Source organism: Pandoraea pneumonica, from assembly GCF_902459645.1.
GTDB lineage: Bacteria > Pseudomonadota > Gammaproteobacteria > Burkholderiales > Burkholderiaceae > Pandoraea > Pandoraea pneumonica.
Genome location: NZ_CABPSK010000001.1, coordinates 555110 through 574083, shown reverse-complemented (window position 1 = coordinate 574083; position 18974 = coordinate 555110). Strand labels below are relative to the sequence as shown.

The 18974-nt window shown below is 64.0% G+C and carries 17 protein-coding genes; 10 read left to right on the top strand and 7 right to left on the bottom strand.

The window, feature by feature from the left end:
- Positions 1–121 precede the first annotated feature (121 nt).
- Positions 122–1384, top strand: coding sequence for an MFS transporter (locus PPN31114_RS02565; protein ID WP_150677921.1), 1263 nt, complete (start codon positions 122–124; stop codon positions 1382–1384).
- Between the two features lie 154 nt (positions 1385–1538).
- Here PPN31114_RS02565 and PPN31114_RS02560 read toward each other — a convergent pair whose 3' ends face one another.
- The 5 genes from PPN31114_RS02560 to PPN31114_RS02540 all read right to left on the bottom strand — a co-directional run bounded on the left by PPN31114_RS02560 (position 1539) and on the right by PPN31114_RS02540 (position 7420).
- Positions 1539–3383, bottom strand: a complete 1845-nt coding sequence (locus tag PPN31114_RS02560) for a feruloyl-CoA synthase (RefSeq protein WP_150677920.1) — start codon at positions 3381–3383, stop codon at positions 1539–1541.
- A gap of 14 nt (positions 3384–3397) precedes the next feature.
- Positions 3398–4615, bottom strand: coding sequence for an ABC transporter substrate-binding protein (locus PPN31114_RS02555; RefSeq protein WP_150677919.1), 1218 nt, complete (start codon positions 4613–4615; stop codon positions 3398–3400).
- Between the two features lie 61 nt (positions 4616–4676).
- Positions 4677–5597, bottom strand: coding sequence for a beta-keto acid cleavage family enzyme (locus tag PPN31114_RS02550; protein WP_150677918.1), 921 nt, complete (start codon positions 5595–5597; stop codon positions 4677–4679).
- Positions 5598–5684: 87 nt separating this feature from the next.
- Positions 5685–6617 carry a 3-hydroxyacyl-CoA dehydrogenase NAD-binding domain-containing protein gene (locus PPN31114_RS02545; RefSeq protein ID WP_150677917.1) on the bottom strand — a complete coding sequence of 311 codons (933 nt, stop codon included), beginning with the start codon at positions 6615–6617 and terminating at the stop codon, positions 5685–5687.
- Positions 6618–6661: 44 nt separating this feature from the next.
- Complete coding sequence (locus PPN31114_RS02540; RefSeq protein ID WP_150677916.1) at positions 6662–7420, bottom strand: crotonase/enoyl-CoA hydratase family protein; 759 nt, start codon at positions 7418–7420, stop codon at positions 6662–6664.
- Between the two features lie 229 nt (positions 7421–7649).
- On the opposite strand from PPN31114_RS02540, the gene PPN31114_RS02535 reads away from it, so the two are divergent.
- The 6 genes from PPN31114_RS02535 (at position 7650) to PPN31114_RS02510 (ending at position 14905) form a co-directional block, all read left to right on the top strand.
- A complete protein-coding gene (locus tag PPN31114_RS02535; RefSeq protein WP_150677915.1) occupies positions 7650–8564 on the top strand; it encodes a helix-turn-helix transcriptional regulator in 915 nt (304 codons plus the stop codon).
- Positions 8565–8656: 92 nt separating this feature from the next.
- Positions 8657–9058: a response regulator transcription factor gene (locus tag PPN31114_RS26510; protein ID WP_150677914.1), complete on the top strand. Its 402-nt coding sequence runs from the start codon at positions 8657–8659 to the stop codon at positions 9056–9058.
- A gap of 201 nt (positions 9059–9259) precedes the next feature.
- Positions 9260–9769: a sigma-70 family RNA polymerase sigma factor gene (locus PPN31114_RS02525; protein WP_150677913.1), complete on the top strand. Its 510-nt coding sequence runs from the start codon at positions 9260–9262 to the stop codon at positions 9767–9769.
- Positions 9766–10776: a FecR domain-containing protein gene (locus tag PPN31114_RS02520; RefSeq protein ID WP_150677912.1), complete on the top strand. Its 1011-nt coding sequence runs from the start codon at positions 9766–9768 to the stop codon at positions 10774–10776. Before PPN31114_RS02525 ends, PPN31114_RS02520 begins: the two co-directional genes overlap by 4 nt.
- Before the next feature lie 167 nt (positions 10777–10943).
- Entirely contained in the window at positions 10944–13412 is a 2469-nt protein-coding gene (locus PPN31114_RS02515; RefSeq protein ID WP_150677911.1) for a TonB-dependent receptor, read from the top strand.
- Positions 13413–13420: 8 nt separating this feature from the next.
- Entirely contained in the window at positions 13421–14905 is a 1485-nt protein-coding gene (locus tag PPN31114_RS02510) for an alpha/beta hydrolase-fold protein (RefSeq protein ID WP_150677910.1), read from the top strand.
- A 15-nt stretch (positions 14906–14920) separates the two neighbouring features.
- Here PPN31114_RS02510 and PPN31114_RS02505 read toward each other — a convergent pair whose 3' ends face one another.
- A complete protein-coding gene (locus PPN31114_RS02505; RefSeq protein WP_150677909.1) occupies positions 14921–15397 on the bottom strand; it encodes a helix-turn-helix domain-containing protein in 477 nt (158 codons plus the stop codon).
- 97 nt (positions 15398–15494) lie between these two features.
- On the opposite strand from PPN31114_RS02505, the gene PPN31114_RS02500 reads away from it, so the two are divergent.
- Positions 15495–15995, top strand: coding sequence for a DUF2938 domain-containing protein (locus PPN31114_RS02500; protein ID WP_150677908.1), 501 nt, complete (start codon positions 15495–15497; stop codon positions 15993–15995).
- A 149-nt stretch (positions 15996–16144) separates the two neighbouring features.
- Entirely contained in the window at positions 16145–16930 is a 786-nt protein-coding gene (locus PPN31114_RS02495; protein ID WP_150677907.1) for an FRG domain-containing protein, read from the top strand.
- A gap of 30 nt (positions 16931–16960) precedes the next feature.
- Here the strand turns inward: PPN31114_RS02495 and PPN31114_RS02490 are convergent, their stop codons facing one another.
- The gene (locus PPN31114_RS02490; protein ID WP_150677906.1) at positions 16961–17392 is read right to left on the bottom strand and encodes a carboxymuconolactone decarboxylase family protein; all 432 of its coding nucleotides are present in this window, start codon (positions 17390–17392) and stop codon (positions 16961–16963) included.
- 104 nt (positions 17393–17496) lie between these two features.
- On the opposite strand from PPN31114_RS02490, the gene pdxR reads away from it, so the two are divergent.
- Positions 17497–18939 carry a MocR-like pyridoxine biosynthesis transcription factor PdxR gene (gene pdxR / locus PPN31114_RS02485; RefSeq protein WP_150677905.1) on the top strand — a complete coding sequence of 481 codons (1443 nt, stop codon included), beginning with the start codon at positions 17497–17499 and terminating at the stop codon, positions 18937–18939.
- Positions 18940–18974 lie beyond the last annotated feature (35 nt).

Sequence of the window (18974 nt, the reverse complement as noted above, 5' to 3'; positions counted from 1 at the left end):
GTTTACCAGAAGACACCGCTTCGCAATGACCTGCTAACATTCAAACGAAATTATTCCCATTGGTATCGATAGTCGATACACGAGGAATAACAATAGGATGGGTTCCATGAAGGAGACAAGAATGGACACTGGTACGACCGCCCTCAAACCGGCGGGCGCAGCGGGCCGGGCGTGGTATCGCGGCGCGAGCCCGGCGCAATGGCGAGCATTCGGATCGGCCTACATCGGCTGGATGCTCGACATCATGGATCTGATGTTGTTTGCGATGGTGATTCGCTACATCAGCGTCGATCTGCACTTCGACAAGGGCGTGGCGGGGATGATCGCGTCGCTCACGTTGCTGGCGACAGCATTCGGCGGGCTGTTCTTCGGCTTTCTTGCCGACCGCATTGGCCGCACGCGCTCGATGATTCTCTCGATTCTGTGCTACTCCATCGGCACGGCGTTGTGTGGTTTCGCCGATTCCGTCACGCAACTGCTCGTGTTCCGCTTTCTGCTGGGTCTGGGCATCGGTGGCGAGTGGTCGGCGGGTGCCGCGTTGATTACCGAAACGTGGCCTGCCGAGCACCGCGCCAAAGTGATGGCGTGGGTGCAGAGCGCGTTCGCCGTGGGGTATGCGGTGGCGGCTATCGTCGCGGCGGTGATCCTGCCCCACTTCGGCTGGCGCTGGGTGTTTGCCTTCGGTCTTTTGCCGACAGTGCTCGCCTTCTGGGTGCGCCGCCATGTGGAAGAGCCGGCCATCTGGCGCGAACAACGCGTGCGTCTCACGCTGGGTCAGACGATCGGCATGCTTTTTGGTCCCTATGCGCGCAGCACCATCGTCGGACTCGCTTTCACGGCGGCCGCGATGTGCGGTTACTGGGGCTTGTTCACGTGGATTCCCGCGTACCTGTCCACGCCAATCGATCAAGGCGGCCCGGGGTTCGACCTGATGCGCTCGACGACATGGATCGTCATCATGCAGATCGGTGCGGCGGCAGGCTTCATTTGCTTCGGCTATATCGCCGACCGCATCGGTTGCCGCAAGTCGTTCCTGCTGTTCTTCCTCGTCTCGGCGGTCACCGTGCCGCTCTACGTGGCGATTCGAGAGCCGATGCTGCTACTCGCATTCGGGCCGGTCGTGGCGTTCTTCGGCACCGGTTTTTACAGCGGCTTTGCGCCGACCTTCGCGGAGATGTTCCCCACGCAAGTCCGTGCCACGGCGCAGGGTTTCATCTACAACACGGGCCGAGCCGCTAGCGCACTGGCACCTGCGGCCGTCGGTTTGCTCTCACGCGGTGAAAATGTGAGCGCTGCGCTTGGCGCGACCGCCGGGTTTTTCCTGCTCGCCGCCATCATCGTCTACTTCTTCTTGCCGGAGAGTCACGGCGAAGCATTAGCCTGATCGTGTGCCCCACGCGACTTCGCGCGCCGACGGTAATCCTTGCCGTCGGCGCGCTGTCGCTTCTGTTCCCGCTTCTTTCCCGCTTCTTTCCCGCTTCTTTCCCGCTTCTGCCCCACTTCCCCCAACAATCTCCTCCGACCGCGCCTGACTTGCGTCAGACCGGCAGACGAATGACCGACGTGCAATCGGAATACAGCCGCGCGACGTCGTCGGCGCGCAGATTCAATACCGCCCGCTGATTGACGTAACCCTTGTCGGTAATTTCCCCCTGCTCCAACGACGGCGGCGACGAAAGAATGGCGGCGCGCGCGGCGCGCTGCGACGTACCGGCATCCTCGGCGAGTTGGGCGAGCGCCTGCGCCACTAACGCACGCACGCCATCGTGCGACGCCAATGTCTGCCCCGAGTGCTGTGCCGTTGCGTCGCCCGCCGTCTGACGTAGCGCCGGTGACGGGAAAATCAGCAGCCCAATCTCGTCGCGGTCATGCCCGGCAATGACGACATCCGACGCGTACGGGGCGAGCGCGCTCACGGCACGCAAGCGCAGCGCGCCGACCGACACCCATGTGCCGCTCGTCAGCTTGAAGTCTTCCGACACGCGTCCATCGAAGATGACGCCTGCATTCGGGTCAGCCGCATCGCACAGCCGCCCGGCGTCGCCCGTGCGATAGAAACCCTCCTCGTCGAACGCGGCTGCCGTGGCCTGCGGATCGCCCGCGTAGCGCCGAAACACCGACGGACCCCGCACACGCATTTCCAACTTGTCGCCGTTAGGCACGAACTTGAGCTCGTTGCCCGGTGCGGGCACGCCGATGTTTCCGGCCCCCGGAATCGGGAAATGCACGCTCGTAATGAGCGGCGCGGTTTCGGTCGCACCCCACGCCGACGTGAAGAACGGCAGTGCATTGCCCGCCCGGCAATGACGCGCCGCGAGCCGTTCGAAACGCTGCCACACCGCAGGCGGCAGACTCGCCGCCGCATAGAACAACACTTGCAGACGGTCGAAGAAACGCGCCGCGAATTCGTCGTCGCTTTCCAGATACGGCGCCAGCGCCTCGAACCCCTTGGGCACGTTGAAGTGCAGCGTCGGCGAAACGTCGCGAAGGTTCTCGACCGAACGCCCGATCAACTCGGGCACCGGGCGGCCATCGTCGACGTAGAACGCCCCGCCGTTGCGCAGCGCCATATGAAAGTTGTGATTCGCCCCGAACGTGTGACTCCACGGCAGCCAGTCCACCACCACCGGGGCCGCGTTGTCGATGAACTGCCAGCACTGCGCGATCATCTGCTGATTCGCAGCGAGCATGCGGTGCGTGTTGACGACGATCTTCGGCTTGCCGGTCGAGCCCGACGTCAGCAGCAGCTTGGCCGTATCGTCGGGCGTCACTTGTGCGAAGGCCGCGTCGAGCGCGGGCGTTGCAGGCGTTTCGGCTAGCGCATCGAACGACAGCCAGCCATCGCGCACGTTATGTGTGGCGGCCACGGGGCAGCGAATCGGCGCGCCATCGAGGGCTCGGGCATACGTCTCGCCATCTTCGACATAGACCAACGCCGGGTCGAGCCGCGCGAGAATGCCGTGCAACTTGCTCATATCGCGAGCCACGCGCGAGTACGCGGAAGACACAATCGCTGTCTGCCGCCCGGCCATCATCGCGCCCAGTACCAACAGCGCATGGTTCACGCTGTTGTCCGAGAGAATGACAACCGGCTGCTCGCGCGGTACGTCCATATCGAGCAACGCCTGACCGATGCCACGCGCCGCCGCAAGCGCTTCGCGGTAGGTCACGCGCCGCCACAAGCCGGTGCCCGCGTCGGGGCTGCGCCAGCGCTCCGCCACGAACACGGCCTCCGGCGTGCGCTCGGCCCATTGCACCAGCCAATCGGCCGGGCTGCGCGAAAACTCGCCGAGCGTGGCGCGCGAGCGGATCACGAAGCTCCCGTCGGCGCGCATCTCCCGTTCGATATCGGGCGTGGCGAGACGCCGCAGTGCCGTCCCCATGTTGCCTCCGCCGTTTAGTCGATGGTCCACTTGCCGCCCTTCACCGTAACGAGCACGCGACCGTCTTCGCCATAAGCCGAGTGGTCTTGTGCGTTGATGTTGATCATGCCGTGCGTGGCGGCCAGCCCTTTCGTCTGCTCGATGGCGGTGACCAGTGCGTCGCGGAACGCTTGCGTGCCCGGCTGCGCCTGTTTAGCGGCAATCGCGACGGCATGATCGAGCACCAGATAAGCGTCGTAGGCATAGCCCGCGAACAAATTGCGCGACCCGGCGCCGTACTGCGCTTCGTATCGCTTGGCAAAGTCGGTTGCGACGGCCTTGCCCGGATGACTGCCCGGCAACTGTTCGGCCACGAGGATGTTGCCCACCGGCAAGATCACACCCTCCGCACTCTTGCCCGCCACACGCAGAAAGTCGTTGTTGGCGACGCCGTGCGTCTGGTAAATGCGCCCTTTGTAGCCGCGCTCTCGCAACGTGCTCATCGGCAACGCGCCGGGCGTTCCGCTCGCGGCGACGATCACCGCGTCGACATTGGCGGCCTGCAACTTAAGCACCTGCGCGGTCACCGACTGATCGCTACGGCCGTAGCGCTCGACCGGCGCGACCTGAATCTGCCGTGCCGCTGCCCGTGCCTGAATGTCCTTCAACCACGCCTCGCCGTACGAATCGGAGAAGCCGATGAAGCCGAGCGTCTTGACCTTGTGCGCCTTCATGTCGTCGAGCACGGCATCGGCCATCACCGCCACCGATTGCGGTAGCGAGAACACATAGCGCATTTGCGCCGCGCTCGGCACGAACGGGCACAGCCCCAGTTGCGGCGTGCGCGTGTCGAGTGCGACGGCCGCCACGGCCAGACACGCCGGTGTGGTGGACGAGCCGATGATCGCATCGGCTTTATCTTCGGTCGCAAGACGGCGCGCGTTCTTCGTCGCCATCGTGGGATCGGTGGCATCGTCGAGCACGACGTAGCGCGCAGGCAAACCGCCCAGCGTCTGCGGCAACATGCTGATCGCCTGCTTTTCGGGAATGCCCAGCGACGCGCCCGGCCCCGTCGTCGATAACGTCACGCCGATGGTGACGGCGCCCTGCTGTGCCCGCGCCGGTGACGGTGCCATCAGCACCGCGGCGCAAATGGAGAGCACCGAGAGCGCTGAAAGTGCCGAGGTTGCCGATCGCAAACTCACCGAGCGCAACGACGACGTGAAACTGCGTGTGAACCTGTTTGCCGCCATGTGACATGTCTCCTTGTCTTGTATTTTTGGGGCCGTACAGCTTGCGACGCGCGAGCGTCGATCAACGCACAGCAAACTCCGGCAGCACTTCGCGATTACGCGGCAGACCCATGATTTCCCGCGCTTCGGCAGGCGTCGCTGGCTCATAGCCCATCTCGCGCACCAAGCGCACGATGCGCTCGGTCAGTTGCTGGTTCGTCGCCAGCACACCTTGTTCGTAATACAGGTTGTCTTCCAGCCCCACGCGCACGTGACCGCCGAGCAGCAGCGAGTTCATCGCCGACGGCAGTTGTGCCGGGCCGATGCCGCTCACGCAGAAAATGCTGCCCTTGGGCAAGAGATCGACCATCGACTGCAACACACGCGGCGTGTACGGCATGGCGTTCTGGAAGCCGCGATGCACCCCCAGCACCAAATTGACGAAGAACGGCTCGTCGTCGAACCCGGCAGCGGTGAGCGTCGCCAAGTCCTGCACGATGTGCGTCGGGCTGAACACTTCCCACTCCGGCTTGATGCCGCGTTTTTTCATCTCGATCGCGAGGTGCTTAGAGCGCTCGGGCGATGTGTGCATCAGCAGTTCTTTGCCACCGAAGCTCGCAATGATGGTGGTGGCGTCGAGCGTGCACATCTCGGCCCCGGCGTCCATGCCCTTCAGACGCTCCTCCCAGAGAATCTCCCAGTAGCCGCTGTCGCGCTGGCCGATCATGTCGCCGTGCACGCCGCCGCCGGTGGAGTTGTTGATGACGATGTCGCACTTGTCGCGAATACGGCGATTGATGTCGCGATAGATCGCCGGATCGCACGTCGCGCCATCGTCGCCCGGGCGTCGTGCGTGAATGGCGACGACGCTGGCCCCCGCGTTGTAGCAGTCGTAGACGTCGCGCGCGATTTCGTCGGGTTGCGTGGGCAGATGCGGGTTTTGCGACTTGTATGCCATGCCGCCCGTGGGCGCGATGGTGACGATGACCTTCGGTTTGCTCATGCTTGTCTCCTGAGGTGTAGGTGCGCGAGGGCGGATTGACACCACCCCCGCCGCTTCCCCGACGACGAATGACCTGTGACAGGTGCCTTACGGCTTGTTCGCGAGAATGCCGAGAATGACGGCGTCGCGTTGCGCTTCGATACGTGCGTTACCGCGCCCGGCAAGCTCAGCGTCGACACCGGCCACGATGCGCGCTTTGAGCTCGTCCGTGAGCGTCGGTGCGCCGAGATCGGCCCACCACGACTCGATGGGCGGGCCGAGATGGTCGAGCAGATGCCCGATGCCGCCCGCGCCGCCAGAGAGGTGCAGATTCAGGAACGGACCGAACGCCGCCCAGCGCAAGCCGGGGCCGTAGGCGATGGCGTCGTCGATATCGGCCACCGATGCCACGCCGGTATCGACCAGATGAATCGCCTCGCGCCAGAGCGCTGCCTGCAAGCGATTGGCAATGTGGCCCTTGACCTCTTTGCGCACGTGAATGGGCCGCTTGCCGATGGCGAGATAGAACTGCATTGCGCTCGCGATGGCATCGGGCGACGATTGCTCGCCGCCGATAACTTCCACCAGCGGAATCAGATGCGGCGGATTGAACGGATGGCCCAACACCACGCGCCCCGGGTGCTCGCACACCGACTGCACGCGGCTCATCAGCAGCCCGGAAGAACTCGATGCGATCACCACCGACGGCGGCAGTGCCGCGTCCATCCGGCGGAAAAGATCCTGCTTCAGGTCTTCACGCTCGGGACCGCTCTCTTGAACGAAGTGAGCGCCTTGCAACGCGCCTTCGAGCGTGTCGTGGAACGTCAACGAGTCGCGCGAGGCATCGGCAGTGAGGCCCATGCGTACCAGCGTCGGCCAGTGGGCATCGACCGTCTCGCGTAAGCGCTCGCGAGCCCCCGGGGCCGGGTCCCATGCAGTGACGCGCAAGCCGCGCGAGAGGAAGTAAGCCGCCCAACTCGCACCGATGACGCCGGTGCCGATGACGGCGACCTGTTCAATGCTGTCGTATTTCACGTTCATCTCCTGAATTTCGTTCGGTCCGGACCCTGCGCATACGCCCCATGTCAGCGCTGGGTGCCCCCAAGAAACCGCTCCATGCGATCGCGCGCTTCGGGGGTGGCCAGCATCAGTGCACTGGTGACCGACTCGGTGAATAAGCCGTCGGCCATCGACATATCGTGAATGCGCGAGAGCGCGTGAATCGTCGCCCAGTTCGACAGCGGGCTATTAGCCGCTGTCTCGCGGGCGAGTTGCGTGGCAAGGGCGAGACCCGCCCCTGCGTCGACCAGATAGTGACCGAGGCCGAGCCGTTCGCCGTCCACGGCGTCGTAGCGGCGGCCGGTCAGCATCATTTCCGTCATCCGGTCAGGGCCAAGAATACGCGCGACGCGTACCGAGGCACCGCCGCCGACAAAAATGCCGCGCTTGCCCTCGGGCAGTTGGAAGAAGGCATTGCGCTCGATGACGCGCACATGGGCGGCCAGCGCGAGTTCGAGGCCGCCGCCGATCACCGCGCCTTGCAGCACCGCCACGATCGGGCGACCGCCGAACTGCATGTCGTGAAACACCTTGTGCCAGCGCTGCGAAACACGCAGAACGTCGAGCGGGTCGCGTGTGCTGTTCTCCGCCAGATCGAGTCCGGCGCAGAAGTGTTCGCCAGCCCCCGTGAGCACCACCGCTCGCACGCTGTCGTCGAAGTCGCGGAATGCCGCTTCAAGCGAATCGATGGCGGCATTACACAGGGCGTTGCGCTTGTCGGCGCGGTCGAGTTCGACATACGCGATGCCGTCGTCGACACGCACGCGCAGATGGGGATAGGTCATGTTTTGCATTGGCTCCAAATCGTGAAAAGTATCTTATAAGATATTTTTCACGTTGCGGGGCTTGTGCAATGCAATTCAGGGTTAACAGGGATGATTTGGCATATCAGGCAATTTATTGCACTTAATGCCGCGATAGTCGTGGCGTCTCGTAAGAATGCCCATGGCGCGCTCGATATCTCATAGTATATTTATCGACATCTTTCAAAGACGCCGTTCTTCGTTACCCACTATGGTCAATCGCCCCTCGTCCGATGCGGCCGAGCCTGCCGAAACCTTCGATGCCGCAGTCGCCTCCCGGCTGAACTCGCTGGCGCAGCGCGTGCGCATGTTGCGCGCGCAGCGCGGCATGACCCGTAAGCAACTCGCCGCGCAGTCGGGCGTGTCACTGCCCTATCTCGCACGCGTGGAAGCTGGCACCGGCAACGTGTCGCTCACGGTGTTGCACAAGCTGGCCGACGCCCTGAATGTTGCGGTCGAAACGCTCGTTGCCGAGCGCACGGCGTACGACGGCGATCTGCTCATCCTCGTGGAATACCTGCGGCAGCAATCGCCAGAGACGCTCTCGCGTTTGCGGCGGCAGATCGTGACACCCAGTGCGGCGGGTGCCACGGCACGCGGCCATCGCATCGCGCTCATCGGCCTGCGCGGCGCAGGCAAGTCGACGCTCGGGCCGAGGCTAGCCGAGGCCATCGGCGCGCCGTTTATTGAACTGGATAAGGAAGTCGAACGGGAAGCGGGCATCGCCATCGGCGAAGTCATCACGTTGTACGGTCAAGCGGCCATGCGGCGTATCGAGCGCCAGTGCATCGAGCGGATCGTTGCCGAGCACGAACGCGTGGTGCTCGCCACCGGCGGCGGTATCGTCTCTGAAGCCGCGACCTATGAGCGTCTGCTGCGCACGTTTCGAACCGTGTGGCTACGCGCGCGCCCGGAAGTCCACTTTCAGCGTGTGATGCAGCAAAACGATGCGCGTATTGCCACGGAAGCCCTGCGCAAGGAAGCACTCGATCACATTCACCGCATGCTCGATGCGCGCGAAGCGCTGTATCGGCTGGCCGATGTCACCGTCGATACCTCGGAGATGACGCAAGACGACGCCCTCGCCACGCTCACGCGGCAGTTGGCACCGGCGCGGGCGGCATAGGCGCCGAAGTGCCCTGCCCGGAAAAATAATCTCCCGCTTTTCCCCCGTCGCTCCGAATAGAAGGCATCGATACCTTCTCTGCGCGCGACACCATGACCGACGGCCTTCGCAAGTCCCTTCGCCAACAGCCCCAATACCGTCTGCTCGACACCGCCATCGACAAAGCCATCGTCGCGTTGTCGCGCGAACACCCCGATGCGGCCGACGCCCCGGTCGTCGCCCTCGCCCAACTCGCCCTCCTCACGCTCGTGCGTCTGCAAGACATGATCGGCACGGCAGCGATCACATCATCGGCGATCCATCTCACGCCGCGTGAGACCGAGTGCCTGCAATGGGCCGCCGCGGGCAAGACGGCATGGGAGACGTCGCGCATTCTCGCCATCTCAGAGCGCACGGCGACCTTCCATCTCACCAACGCCGTCAAGAAGCTCGGTGCCACCAATCGCCGCGCCGCCGTAGCTCGCGCCATCGGACTCGGGTTGATCGCCCCCTGACGTGTCCCCCTGAAGCTCGTCCCTTCGTTCGCACGGCACCCGTCACGCCTATTGCGTCACCTCATCATTCCCGCTTAGAATAAATAAGAATCATTATCATTCGCAGAGAAGCGCTATCCCTCGTAGGCCGCACGTATCAGGTGGGGTCTCGCACGCTCACGCGTGGTTCGTGGAATTCGCGCCATGCGAACACGGGGAATCATGGAAAGTCATTTTCAGCGCGAGGTGAGCGCGCTCTATAGCGATCATCACGGCTGGCTGCGTGGGTGGTTGCGCAAGAAACTCGGCAGTACGTTCGATGCCGCCGATCTGGCGCACGACACCTATTTACGCGTGCTCTCGAGTGGACGTGCACCGCAGCCCGAAGACTCCCGACGCTATCTCGCCCGCATTGCCAACTGTCTCGTCATCGACCTGTTCCGTCGCCGCGATATCGAGGCCGCCTATCGTGAAACGCTGGCCGCGTTGCCGGAGCCGATGACCCCTTCACCCGAAACACGTGCCCTCGTGCTTGAAGCGCTCATCGAAATCGACACGCTGCTCGCTCGTCTGCCAGCGAAAGCCCGCACCGCCTTCTTGTTGTGCAAGCTCGAAGGGCTCGAATACCGCGAGATTGCCGAGCGATTACAGGTCTCGGTGTCTTCCGTGGAGAAGTACATCGCGCATGCGTTGCGCGAGTGCTATGCCGTGCAATACGGGAGCGACACGTGAGCGCCGGACGCCCCGCTTCTTCCGACGCCTCGGCAGCACAGGCACCGCTCGCCCCTGAAGTCATCGAACGAGCCAGCCTTTGGCTGGCGCGGCTGTGGTCGGGCTCGGCCAGTGCGGACGATGTCGCCGCGTGCGAACGCTGGCGTGCTGCACACCCCGATCACGAGCGCGCCTGGCAACGGCTCGGGGCGATCGATCGCAAGTTCGACGCCCTGCATCCCGTACCGCCGCGTGTCGCCTTCGACACGCTTACGGCCCGCGCCACGCCGCGCGTCTCATCTGCCAGCCGACGCCGCGCGCTGCGGGTCTTCGGCGGCGTCGTCACGCTCGCAGGCGCGGGCTATGCACTGCAACGCTCGTCCGTTTGGGAGTCCGCCGCAGCCCATTACGCCACCGGCGTCGGCGAAGTGCGCAGCCTTGTGCTCGCCGACGGCACGCGCCTTTGGCTCGATACCGCGTCGGCAGTCGACGTTCGCATCACGCCCGGCGAGCGGCACATTACGTTGCGGCGCGGACAAATTTGCATCGAAACCGCCCCCGGCACCGCGCCATCGCCGCTGGTCGTCGCGACGCGCCAAGGCGAGATCCGAGACATCGGCACCCGCTTCTCAGTACGTGACGAAGGCGATCGCACGCAGGTCGCCGTCTACGACGGCATCGTGCTCGTGCGCACCGCCGAGACCGGGCGCACACAGCGGCTCGACGCCGGACAACTCGCGCGCTTCTCATCCGCAGCGATAGACCCGCCAAGCACCGCCAATACCGACGCTGACGCTTGGACGCGGGCGCAGTTGATTGTCGAGCGCATGCGACTGGGCGACCTTGTCGACGCGCTCAGCCGTTACCGGCGGGGGGTGTTGCGATGCGATGCGGCGGTTGCCGATCTGCGCGTGAGTGGCGTGTTCTCGCTCGCGGATACCGACCGCGCACTGGCCAGCCTGACCATCGGGTTGCCCGTGGAAACGGTGTACCGCACGCGTTATTGGGTCACCGTCAAAGCGAAGTAATCCGGGGTCGAGGCAGGCGCCAGAACCCTCGCCAAAAAAATTTCTACTTTTTTTCATTTTCGATTGCGGGTTTGTCGATCTCGTTCGGAATACCAAGCATGCACCGGCGCGCACGGGTCATCTCTGCGCTCACCGGTATCCCTTGATCCGAACCGACAGGCATTCCGATGGTGTTGATTTCCGAAGCCGTTTCCTTGCGTCCCACCGCCTCTGCCGCTGCCCTGCGCCCGGCGATTGCGCTGCTCATTGCGCTCGCCGCCGCTAGCGCCGCGACACACGCGAGCGCAGCCCCTGCCACTGAGCCCTCGGCGCAAAGCGCCGCCGAAGCACGCCGTATGTGGCAAGTCGCGCCCGGCACGTTGGACGCCGTACTCAATCGCTTCGCGAGCGCCGCAGGCATCGAACTGGCGGTGGACGCCTCGCTCACGCAAGGGCGTCAAAGCTCGGGTATCCGTGGCGAGTACACGCTTAACGAGGCGCTTTATCACTTGCTCGCGCCGCATCAACTGCAAGCGATGCGCGGCAGCAACGGGGTGTACACGCTGCGCCCATCAGCGCAGGACCAAGCTAGCGCATCGCTCGGCACAGAAGGTGCCGTGGTGCTGCCCACCACGAACGTGGTCGCGCAGGCCATCGCGCTGCCCGAAGCCTACGACGGCGGACAGGTGGCACGCGGCGGACGCCTCGGTCTGCTCGGCAACAAAGACTATATGGACGTGCCGTTCAGCATCACGTCCTACACCGCGAAGACGATTCAGGACCAGCAGTCGACCACGCTGGCCGATGTGCTCGATAACGACCCCTCGGTACGCTTCACCACGTCGAGCGGCCACATGTACGAGAACTTCAGCATTCGCGGCTTCCCGCTGACGGCAGATGAAGTCTCGCTCAACGGCATGTACGGCCTCTCGCCCTACGGCCACGTGCCGGTTGAATTCATCGAACGCGTGGAAGTGCTCAAAGGGCCGAATGCGCTACTGAACGGTATGTCGCCCTCGGGCGCGGTTGGCGGGGCCATCAACGTAGTGACGAAAAAGGCCGAGAGCACGCCGCTGGCCCGGGTCACTGCCGACTATATGTCCGACTCGCAATTCGGGGTGCAAGCCGATCTCGGGCGACGCTTCGGCCCCAACGAGGAGTTCGGCATTCGCTTTAACGGCTCGCTACGCGACGGACGCACCACCCTCGACGGGCAGAACAAACAGCGCCAGTTTGGCTCGCTTGCGCTCGACTTGAAGACCGATCGCGTGCGCTTCGGGCTCGACGCTTATACCGATACCGAGAAGTTCAGCGGGGGCAGCCCGTGGATGGCAACCTTCGCAAGCACGGTCGTCGCACCGCCCAAACCCGGCACCAACGTGCTGCGCGGCGAGTTCGGCAACTTGGAGAGCAACGGCGTGCAACTGCGCGGCGAAGTCGACGTCACCGACGCGATTACGGCCTACGCGGGCATCGGCGCGCTCAACTATCGCTATTCCGGCTTCATCACCGGTACGCGTACCGGCCCGATCAAACCGGACGGCAGCTACACGGGTGCGACCTACTTCCAACGCGGCTGGACCGAAACGTTCTCGCTCGACGCCGGGGTGCGCACCAAGTTCCGCACCGGCCCGCTCAAACACGAGCTGACCCTCTCGGCGACGTCGCTGGATATCACCAGCGGCAACGTCTTCACGACCAGCGCCAACTACAACTCGAACATCTACTCGCCGGTCAACCCCGCGCTGGCGAAAGACCCGGGCAGCGCCCCGAAGACGTCGGGCACCACACTCTCGAGCTTCGGTCTGGCCGACACCATTTCGCTCTGGCAAGACCGCGTGACGTTCATCGCCGGGGTGCGCAGCCAACGCGTGCGCGCGCAAGCGTTCGCCGCCGCGACCGGCAAGCAGACATCGAGCTACGACGAGAACGCCATCACCCCGGCGTTCGGTGTGGTGCTCAAGCCCTTCGGCCCGAATGTGTCGCTGTACGCGAACTACATCGAAGGGCTCACGCAAGGCGGCATGGTCACGGACGTGAGCGCCGCCAACTATGGCGAAGTCTTCGCGCCGTATCGCAGCAAACAGGCCGAAGTCGGTGTGAAGTGGGACGCCGGTAGCTTCTCGAACACGCTGTCGTTCTTCCAGATCACCAAGCCGAGCATGATCAAGGACGTGGCGACCAATACCTACAACCCCGACGGCGAGCAACGCAATCGCGGCGTGGAATGGAATCTGTTCGGTGAGTTCACGCCCCATTGGCGTGTGCTGGGCGGCGTGGCTTACACACGCGGCGAGTTGACCAAGACGGCGGGCAATCTCTACAACGGCAACACCCCGTACGGCGTACCCAAGTGGACCGCCAACCTCGGCACCGAGTGGGACTTACCCTGGGTGCCGGGTGTGACGCTCTCGGGTCGCATGATTACCACCAGCGCCCAGTACGTGAACTCGTCGAACACGCAACGTATCGGCGGCTGGACGCGTTACGACGTCGGCGCACGCTACGCCACGCGCGTCTATGGCAAAGCCGTCGTGTTCCGCGCCGCCGTCGAGAACGTGACCAATCGCATTGCGTGGTCGGGGACGTTCAACGACGGTTACGTGATTCAAAACGCACCGCGCACGTTCAAGCTCTCGACGAGCATCGACTTCTGAGGCCCGACATGACACGTCAAATGCCGCGTGCCGCGTCGGCCGTCCGTGCTGCCGTTGTTACGCTATTCATTTCATTTGCCGCCAATGCGGCGCAAGCTGCGCCGGTCACGCCAGTCACGCCACAAGGCGCATGTGTGGGCGACCCGGCAGCGCCCCAATACCGTCTGGGTCTCGTCAGCCCGCGTCTGCTGGCGCTAAACACGACACTCTGTGCGGGGGGCAATACCGACGCCTTCTGGCAGGCCGTGAGCGCCGAAGGCACGCCGATGATCGAGACCGTGCCGCCGGGTTCGGTCACGGGCGATGAACCCGCTTCGCTGCTCGGACGCGAGACCGAAAACACCTCGCTCGTCACGTTCCTCTGGCGCGGCCACCCGCGCAGCGTGCGCATCCTCGGCGCGCCGTCGGGCGACTACGACGACATGCGACAACTCGGCAACAGCGACGTCTGGTATCGCAGCTACGTCGTGCCCGCCAGCACGCGACTGTCGTACCAGTTGGCACCCGACGTGCCCGAGATCGAAGGCACCGCGATGGAGCGCCGCCGCGCCATCCTGAAAACGTTGCAGGTCGATCCGCTCAATCGCCATCCGTTCGAGGTCGAGAGTTTTGACGGCAAACGCAACGTGAAGTCTTCGGTCACGTTGCCCGGCGCACCGCCGCAGCCGTGGATCGCCCGGCGCGACAATGTGCCCGCCGGTACGGTACAGGCGACGCGATTTACCAGCGCAGCGCTTGGCAATACGCGCGACGTCTATGTGTATCGCCCCGCTGGCTACCGCGCCAATGACGACGCGCAGGGGCTGCTCGTGGTGTTCGATGCGCACGCGTATGTGAATACCGTGCCCACGCCCGTCATCCTCGACAATTTGATCGCCGAAGGTCGCATTCCGCGCACGGCCGCACTCATCGTGGGGGTCATCGATGGGAACACGCGCGGCAAGGAACTGCCGCCCAACCCGGCCTTCGCTCGCTTTCTCGCCGATGAGTTGATGCCCTGGGCGAAAGCGCAAGGCGTGTCGGCTCCGGCGGCTCGCACGGTGGTCGCGGGGTCGAGCTATGGTGGACTGGCCTCGGCGTGGGCGGCATCGCAAGCGCCGCAGTGGTTCGGGAATGTGCTCTCGCAGTCGGGGTCGTATTGGTGGTCGCCGTCACAGGGCGATGCGGCCACGCGCGAGACGGGATGGCTGATTCGTCAATATGCCAACGGCCCACGCCTGCCGGTGACGTTCTATCTGGAGTCGGGACAGTTTGAAGACCGGCGCGGCCCGATCGGCATCGGCACCTCGGGGCGGCACATGCGCGACGTGTTGCGCGCGAAAGGGTATCGCGTGATGTACGCGTCGACGCCGACCGGACACGATTACTTCCACTGGCGTGGGTCGCTGGCCTGCGGACTGATGGCGCTCATCGGGACTCCGGCCACGCAAACCGCGCTGCATGCGACGCCGGATGCCCCGGGTAGCCTTGCCAACGTTTGCCCGATGCAATAAGCCCAACGCAGGGCGCTAACCCGCCTTGCGTGCGGGGGCTTTGCCTGCCTTGCGCGAATTGGCGCGTGGGGTGATGGGTGCGCTCGGCGCTTCATGCACGATGCGCCGTGCACTTGCCAATTTCAGCATCCGCTGGAACTGGGGACACGCCAAATGTTCGGTGGCCGGGCATTGCGCAGCATGGCGCAAGCCGTCACGCAGCGCACTCAACTGCCGGATCGTGCGATCGATCTCGTCGGCCTTCGCTTGCAGACGCGCGCGGTCAATGCTGGCTTTGCCCTTGGGCATCAACATGCCCGCAATCTCATCGAGCGAGAATCCCGACGTCCGGCCCAGCGCGATGAGGGCCAACGTCTGGAGTACCGATTCGTCGTACTGGCGCCGCAGTCCCTTTCGCCCCGTCGCGGCGATCAGCCCCTTCTCCTCGTAATACCGCAAGGTCGATGTCGGCACGCCTGCCCGCGCGGCCACGTCCCCAATGTCCAGTGTCATTTCCGCCTCGGCGCTTGACTTCAAGTTGACTTGAATTCGTATAGTGCCTCAATCGCGGTGCGTCTGCTGCCGCTTCAAAGCACACGAGCGTTTCGATATGACTTTACTTTTGGTTGCTGTACAAACCGCCACGGTCGGCGTCATCGCCACCGTCACCATCGATTTATGGGCGTGGCTGCTGAGCCGGTTATTCGGCATGGCGTCGCTCGACTATGCGATGGTCGGGCGCTGGCTGGGAAATATGCCGCGCGGCCGATTCGCTCATCCGAGCATTGCACACGCTACGCCCGTCGCCGGTGAACGAGCGCTGGGCTGGTTCGCGCATTACGCCATCGGCGTGGCCTTTGCCGCGGGGCTGGTGACATTGACTGGCCCCGGCTGGCTGCACACGCCGACCATCCTGCCCGCCTTGGCCTTTGGCATCGTCACCGTCGTGGTGCCGTTCTTCGTGATGCAGCCGGCGTTTGGCGCGGGCATCGCTGCGTCCAACACGCCAACGCCCACGCGGATGCGATTGCGCAGCCTGATGACGCACGGCGTGTTCGGCATCGGGTTGTATCTCGGCGCACGTCTGGTCGCGACGATGGCGGGAAACTGACGGGAATGTGCTGTACTCATTGAGGCGACGCGCTTGAGCTGTCACACGCGCCGTACTATAGTGGCCGACGCCATGTCTCGCTTATCTCGCTGAGCGAGTACGGCGCATCACCCCGATGTCAAAGCCACTAAAAAAGGAATCGCTGCCCCATGGAAACCACCGTCATTTCGAGCTGGAAGGATTTCATGGAGTTGTCTTCCCGCTTCGAAGGGTGGGCCTTTCGCGGACAGCAAGACTCCCGCTGGCATCTTCAGAGCTCGCTGTCGCGCTATCTGCACGCGTACGTCTCGGACAAAGAACAATGGCGCAGCCGTGAGGCGCGCGCGATTCGCATCTTTCGCCGTAAGGCGCTCAATCACGTGACCGGGCCGGAGGTGCTGCGCGACGACCTGCGCTGCCTCGGCCTGATGCAGCACCACGGCGCACCGACACGCCTGCTGGACTTCACCAAGTCGCCGTTCGTGGCCGCCTTCTTCGCCTTGGAGCGAACGACCAGCGACGCGGCCATCTTCGCCCTGAACACCCCCGCCCTCTACGACGACAGTGCCCGTCCGCGCCATGCGCCATGGCTCACGCGCGACACCATCGACCCGCGTGTGAAAGGGAATATGGAGAAGTACTTCCTCAGCAACGACAACGAGGTGGTGTGGTTTGGCGAGCCGGAAGAAATGGACGGGCGGCTGATTGCGCAATCGGGCACGTTCGTCGTGCCCGGTGTGATCGACCGCCCGCTGCACCGGATTCTCGATGGCTATGAAAGCGAAGAACCGCTGCTGCGCAAGATCGTGCTGCCCGTCGCCCTGCGTGCGGAAGCCATGAAATGGCTGTACCGCATGAACGTCACCAACGCATCGCTGTTTCCCGATCTCGACGGGCTGGCGCGCTCTATCGCCGTCGAGATCGAAATGGTCTGGCCCACGCAGACGTTGGGATGAACCCCAGCGGCCAGCGCCTCTGGCCAACGCTCACTGGCGCATGCCGATCGCTAAACGGTTGAATGCGCTCATCAGCGCAACGGCGAAGCTCAGATCGGCAATTTCGGCGTCGTTGAAGTGTTCCTTCAGCGGCGCAAAGTCTTCATCGGGCGCATGGGTATGCGCCACGTCCACCAGCGACTCTGTCCACGCCAGCGCGGCACGCTCGCGCGCGTCGAAGTGCGAACTCACGCGCCATCCGGCCAGACTGTCGATCTTAGCGTCGGGCATGCCGTCCGAGCGCAGCGCTTTCGAATGCATCTCCAGGCAGAACGCACAGCCGTTGATCTGCGAGACGCGCAGGTAGACCAGCTCGACCAGCGGCTTGCCGAGCGTGCTTTTGGTCAGCGCCTTCTTCGTGGCGGCAAACCCCTGATAGGCTTCGACGGACAGCGTGTAATACGGCAAACGAAGGGTACTCATCACTCACTCCAGTTGAGAATTGCTTGTCGCGGAAGCCATACTTTAGGAAAATCATGTCCCATCGAACAGATACAAGAATTGACTGATCGAATAGGACATCGCGCATGGAACTGCACGAGCTCACGCCCAGCCGGGCGCAGGACGCCCCGATTTATCTGCAACTCTACCGACGGTATCGCGACGCCATTGTGTCGGGCAAACTGCGCCCCGGCGAGCGCGCGCCTTCGGTGCGCAGTCTTGCCAGCGAATTGAATCTGGCGCGGGGCACCGTCGAGTTGGCCTATCAGATGCTGACGAGCGAAGGCTATTTCACCGCGCGCGGCGCCGCGGGCACGTTTGTCTCGCCACGGCTGGAGAGTCTTGGCGAGGCGACGCCCACCATTGCCGTGCCATCCGTTACCGTTGCAGCGCCGCCGAGTACGCCAGCCACGGCAATGCCGCGCCCTTTCCAGCTCGGCCTGCCTGCGCTCGACGCATTTCCGCGCAAAACATGGTCACGGCTCGCCAGCCGCAATGCCCGGGCCATGGACACGGCTGCGCTGATCTATCCGGACATCACCGGCTACGATCCGTTGCGACGCGCGATTGCGACGTATCTCGGGATCTCTCGCGGCATTGCCTGCACGCACGAACAGGTTTTCGTCACGGCGGGGCATCTGGGCACGCTGGAATTGGTATGCCGCGCCCTGCTGCGCCCCGGGGACACCGGCTGGTACGAAGACCCCGGCTACCTGTTTGCACGACATTTTCTCGAACGTGCCGGGATGCAACTGACACCGGTGCCCGTGGATGAAGAAGGCCTCGACGTGGCGGCCGGGCGCAAGCGTGCGGCAAATGCGCGTTTCGCCGTGCTGACGCCTACGCACCAAAGCCCGACCGGCGTCACGCTATCGCTGCCGCGCCGCCTCGAACTGCTGGAATGGGCCGGGCAGCACGACGCATGGATCGTGGAGGACGACTACGACAGCGAGTTTCGCTATCACGGCCGCCCCCTGCCCGCGCTAAAGAGTCTGGACCGCGACGACCGCGTGCTTTACACGGGCACGTTCAGCAAGGTGCTGTTCCCCGGTCTTCGCTTGGCGTATCTGGTGGTGCCCGCCTCGCAGATCGATCGGTTCCGTGAGGCGGCAAGACACCTTCCCGGACCGGGGTCGATTTTGCTGCAAGCCACCGTTGCCGACTTCATGGCGCAGGGACACTTCGCCCGGCATCTGCGCAAAATGCGCGCGCTGTACGCCGAACGGCGAGGTTTTCTGGTGGAGGCGCTCGCGCAGGCGTTCGATGGCGAGCTCAAGGTTGCGCCGCAAGCGGGCGGCATTCATGCGTTGGCGAGTTTGCCGCGCGGGCGCGACGACAAAGCGCTCGCCGCCGCCGCGCAACAACAAGGGTTGGCAGTACAGGCGGTGAGTCAGTGGCAAATGCGCCGCGCGTCGGGTGCCGGTCTTGCGGCGCGCTCCGGCCTGCTCCTCGGCTTTACGAACATCGTCAGCGGTGACATGGCAACGCGTCTGTGCGAGCAGTTGCTGGCCGCCACTCGGGACGCTTGAACCCGACGCGCGCGGCGGCGATGACATCAACGCGG

Excerpts from the sequence above, each read along its gene's own strand:
- PPN31114_RS02560 (WP_150677920.1), bottom strand. The coding sequence starts at position 3,383 with ATGGGGACGGCACTGCGGCGTCTCGCCACGCCCGATATCGAACGGGAG.
- PPN31114_RS02525 (WP_150677913.1), top strand. The coding sequence starts at position 9,260 with ATGGAAAGTCATTTTCAGCGCGAGGTGAGCGCGCTCTATAGCGATCAT.
- PPN31114_RS02535 (WP_150677915.1), top strand. The coding sequence starts at position 7,650 with ATGGTCAATCGCCCCTCGTCCGATGCGGCCGAGCCTGCCGAAACCTTC.
- PPN31114_RS02540 (WP_150677916.1), bottom strand. The coding sequence starts at position 7,420 with ATGACCTATCCCCATCTGCGCGTGCGTGTCGACGACGGCATCGCGTAT.
- PPN31114_RS02490 (WP_150677906.1), bottom strand. The coding sequence starts at position 17,392 with ATGAGTACCCTTCGTTTGCCGTATTACACGCTGTCCGTCGAAGCCTAT.
- PPN31114_RS02510 (WP_150677910.1), top strand. The coding sequence starts at position 13,421 with ATGACACGTCAAATGCCGCGTGCCGCGTCGGCCGTCCGTGCTGCCGTT.
- PPN31114_RS26510 (WP_150677914.1), top strand. The coding sequence starts at position 8,657 with ATGACCGACGGCCTTCGCAAGTCCCTTCGCCAACAGCCCCAATACCGT.
- PPN31114_RS02515 (WP_150677911.1), top strand. The coding sequence starts at position 10,944 with ATGGTGTTGATTTCCGAAGCCGTTTCCTTGCGTCCCACCGCCTCTGCC.
- PPN31114_RS02495 (WP_150677907.1), top strand. The coding sequence starts at position 16,145 with ATGGAAACCACCGTCATTTCGAGCTGGAAGGATTTCATGGAGTTGTCT.
- PPN31114_RS02555 (WP_150677919.1), bottom strand. The coding sequence starts at position 4,615 with ATGGCGGCAAACAGGTTCACACGCAGTTTCACGTCGTCGTTGCGCTCG.
- pdxR (WP_150677905.1), top strand. The coding sequence starts at position 17,497 with ATGGAACTGCACGAGCTCACGCCCAGCCGGGCGCAGGACGCCCCGATT.
- PPN31114_RS02545 (WP_150677917.1), bottom strand. The coding sequence starts at position 6,617 with ATGAACGTGAAATACGACAGCATTGAACAGGTCGCCGTCATCGGCACC.
- PPN31114_RS02500 (WP_150677908.1), top strand. The coding sequence starts at position 15,495 with ATGACTTTACTTTTGGTTGCTGTACAAACCGCCACGGTCGGCGTCATC.
- PPN31114_RS02550 (WP_150677918.1), bottom strand. The coding sequence starts at position 5,597 with ATGAGCAAACCGAAGGTCATCGTCACCATCGCGCCCACGGGCGGCATG.
- PPN31114_RS02565 (WP_150677921.1), top strand. The coding sequence starts at position 122 with ATGGACACTGGTACGACCGCCCTCAAACCGGCGGGCGCAGCGGGCCGG.
- PPN31114_RS02505 (WP_150677909.1), bottom strand. The coding sequence starts at position 15,397 with ATGACACTGGACATTGGGGACGTGGCCGCGCGGGCAGGCGTGCCGACA.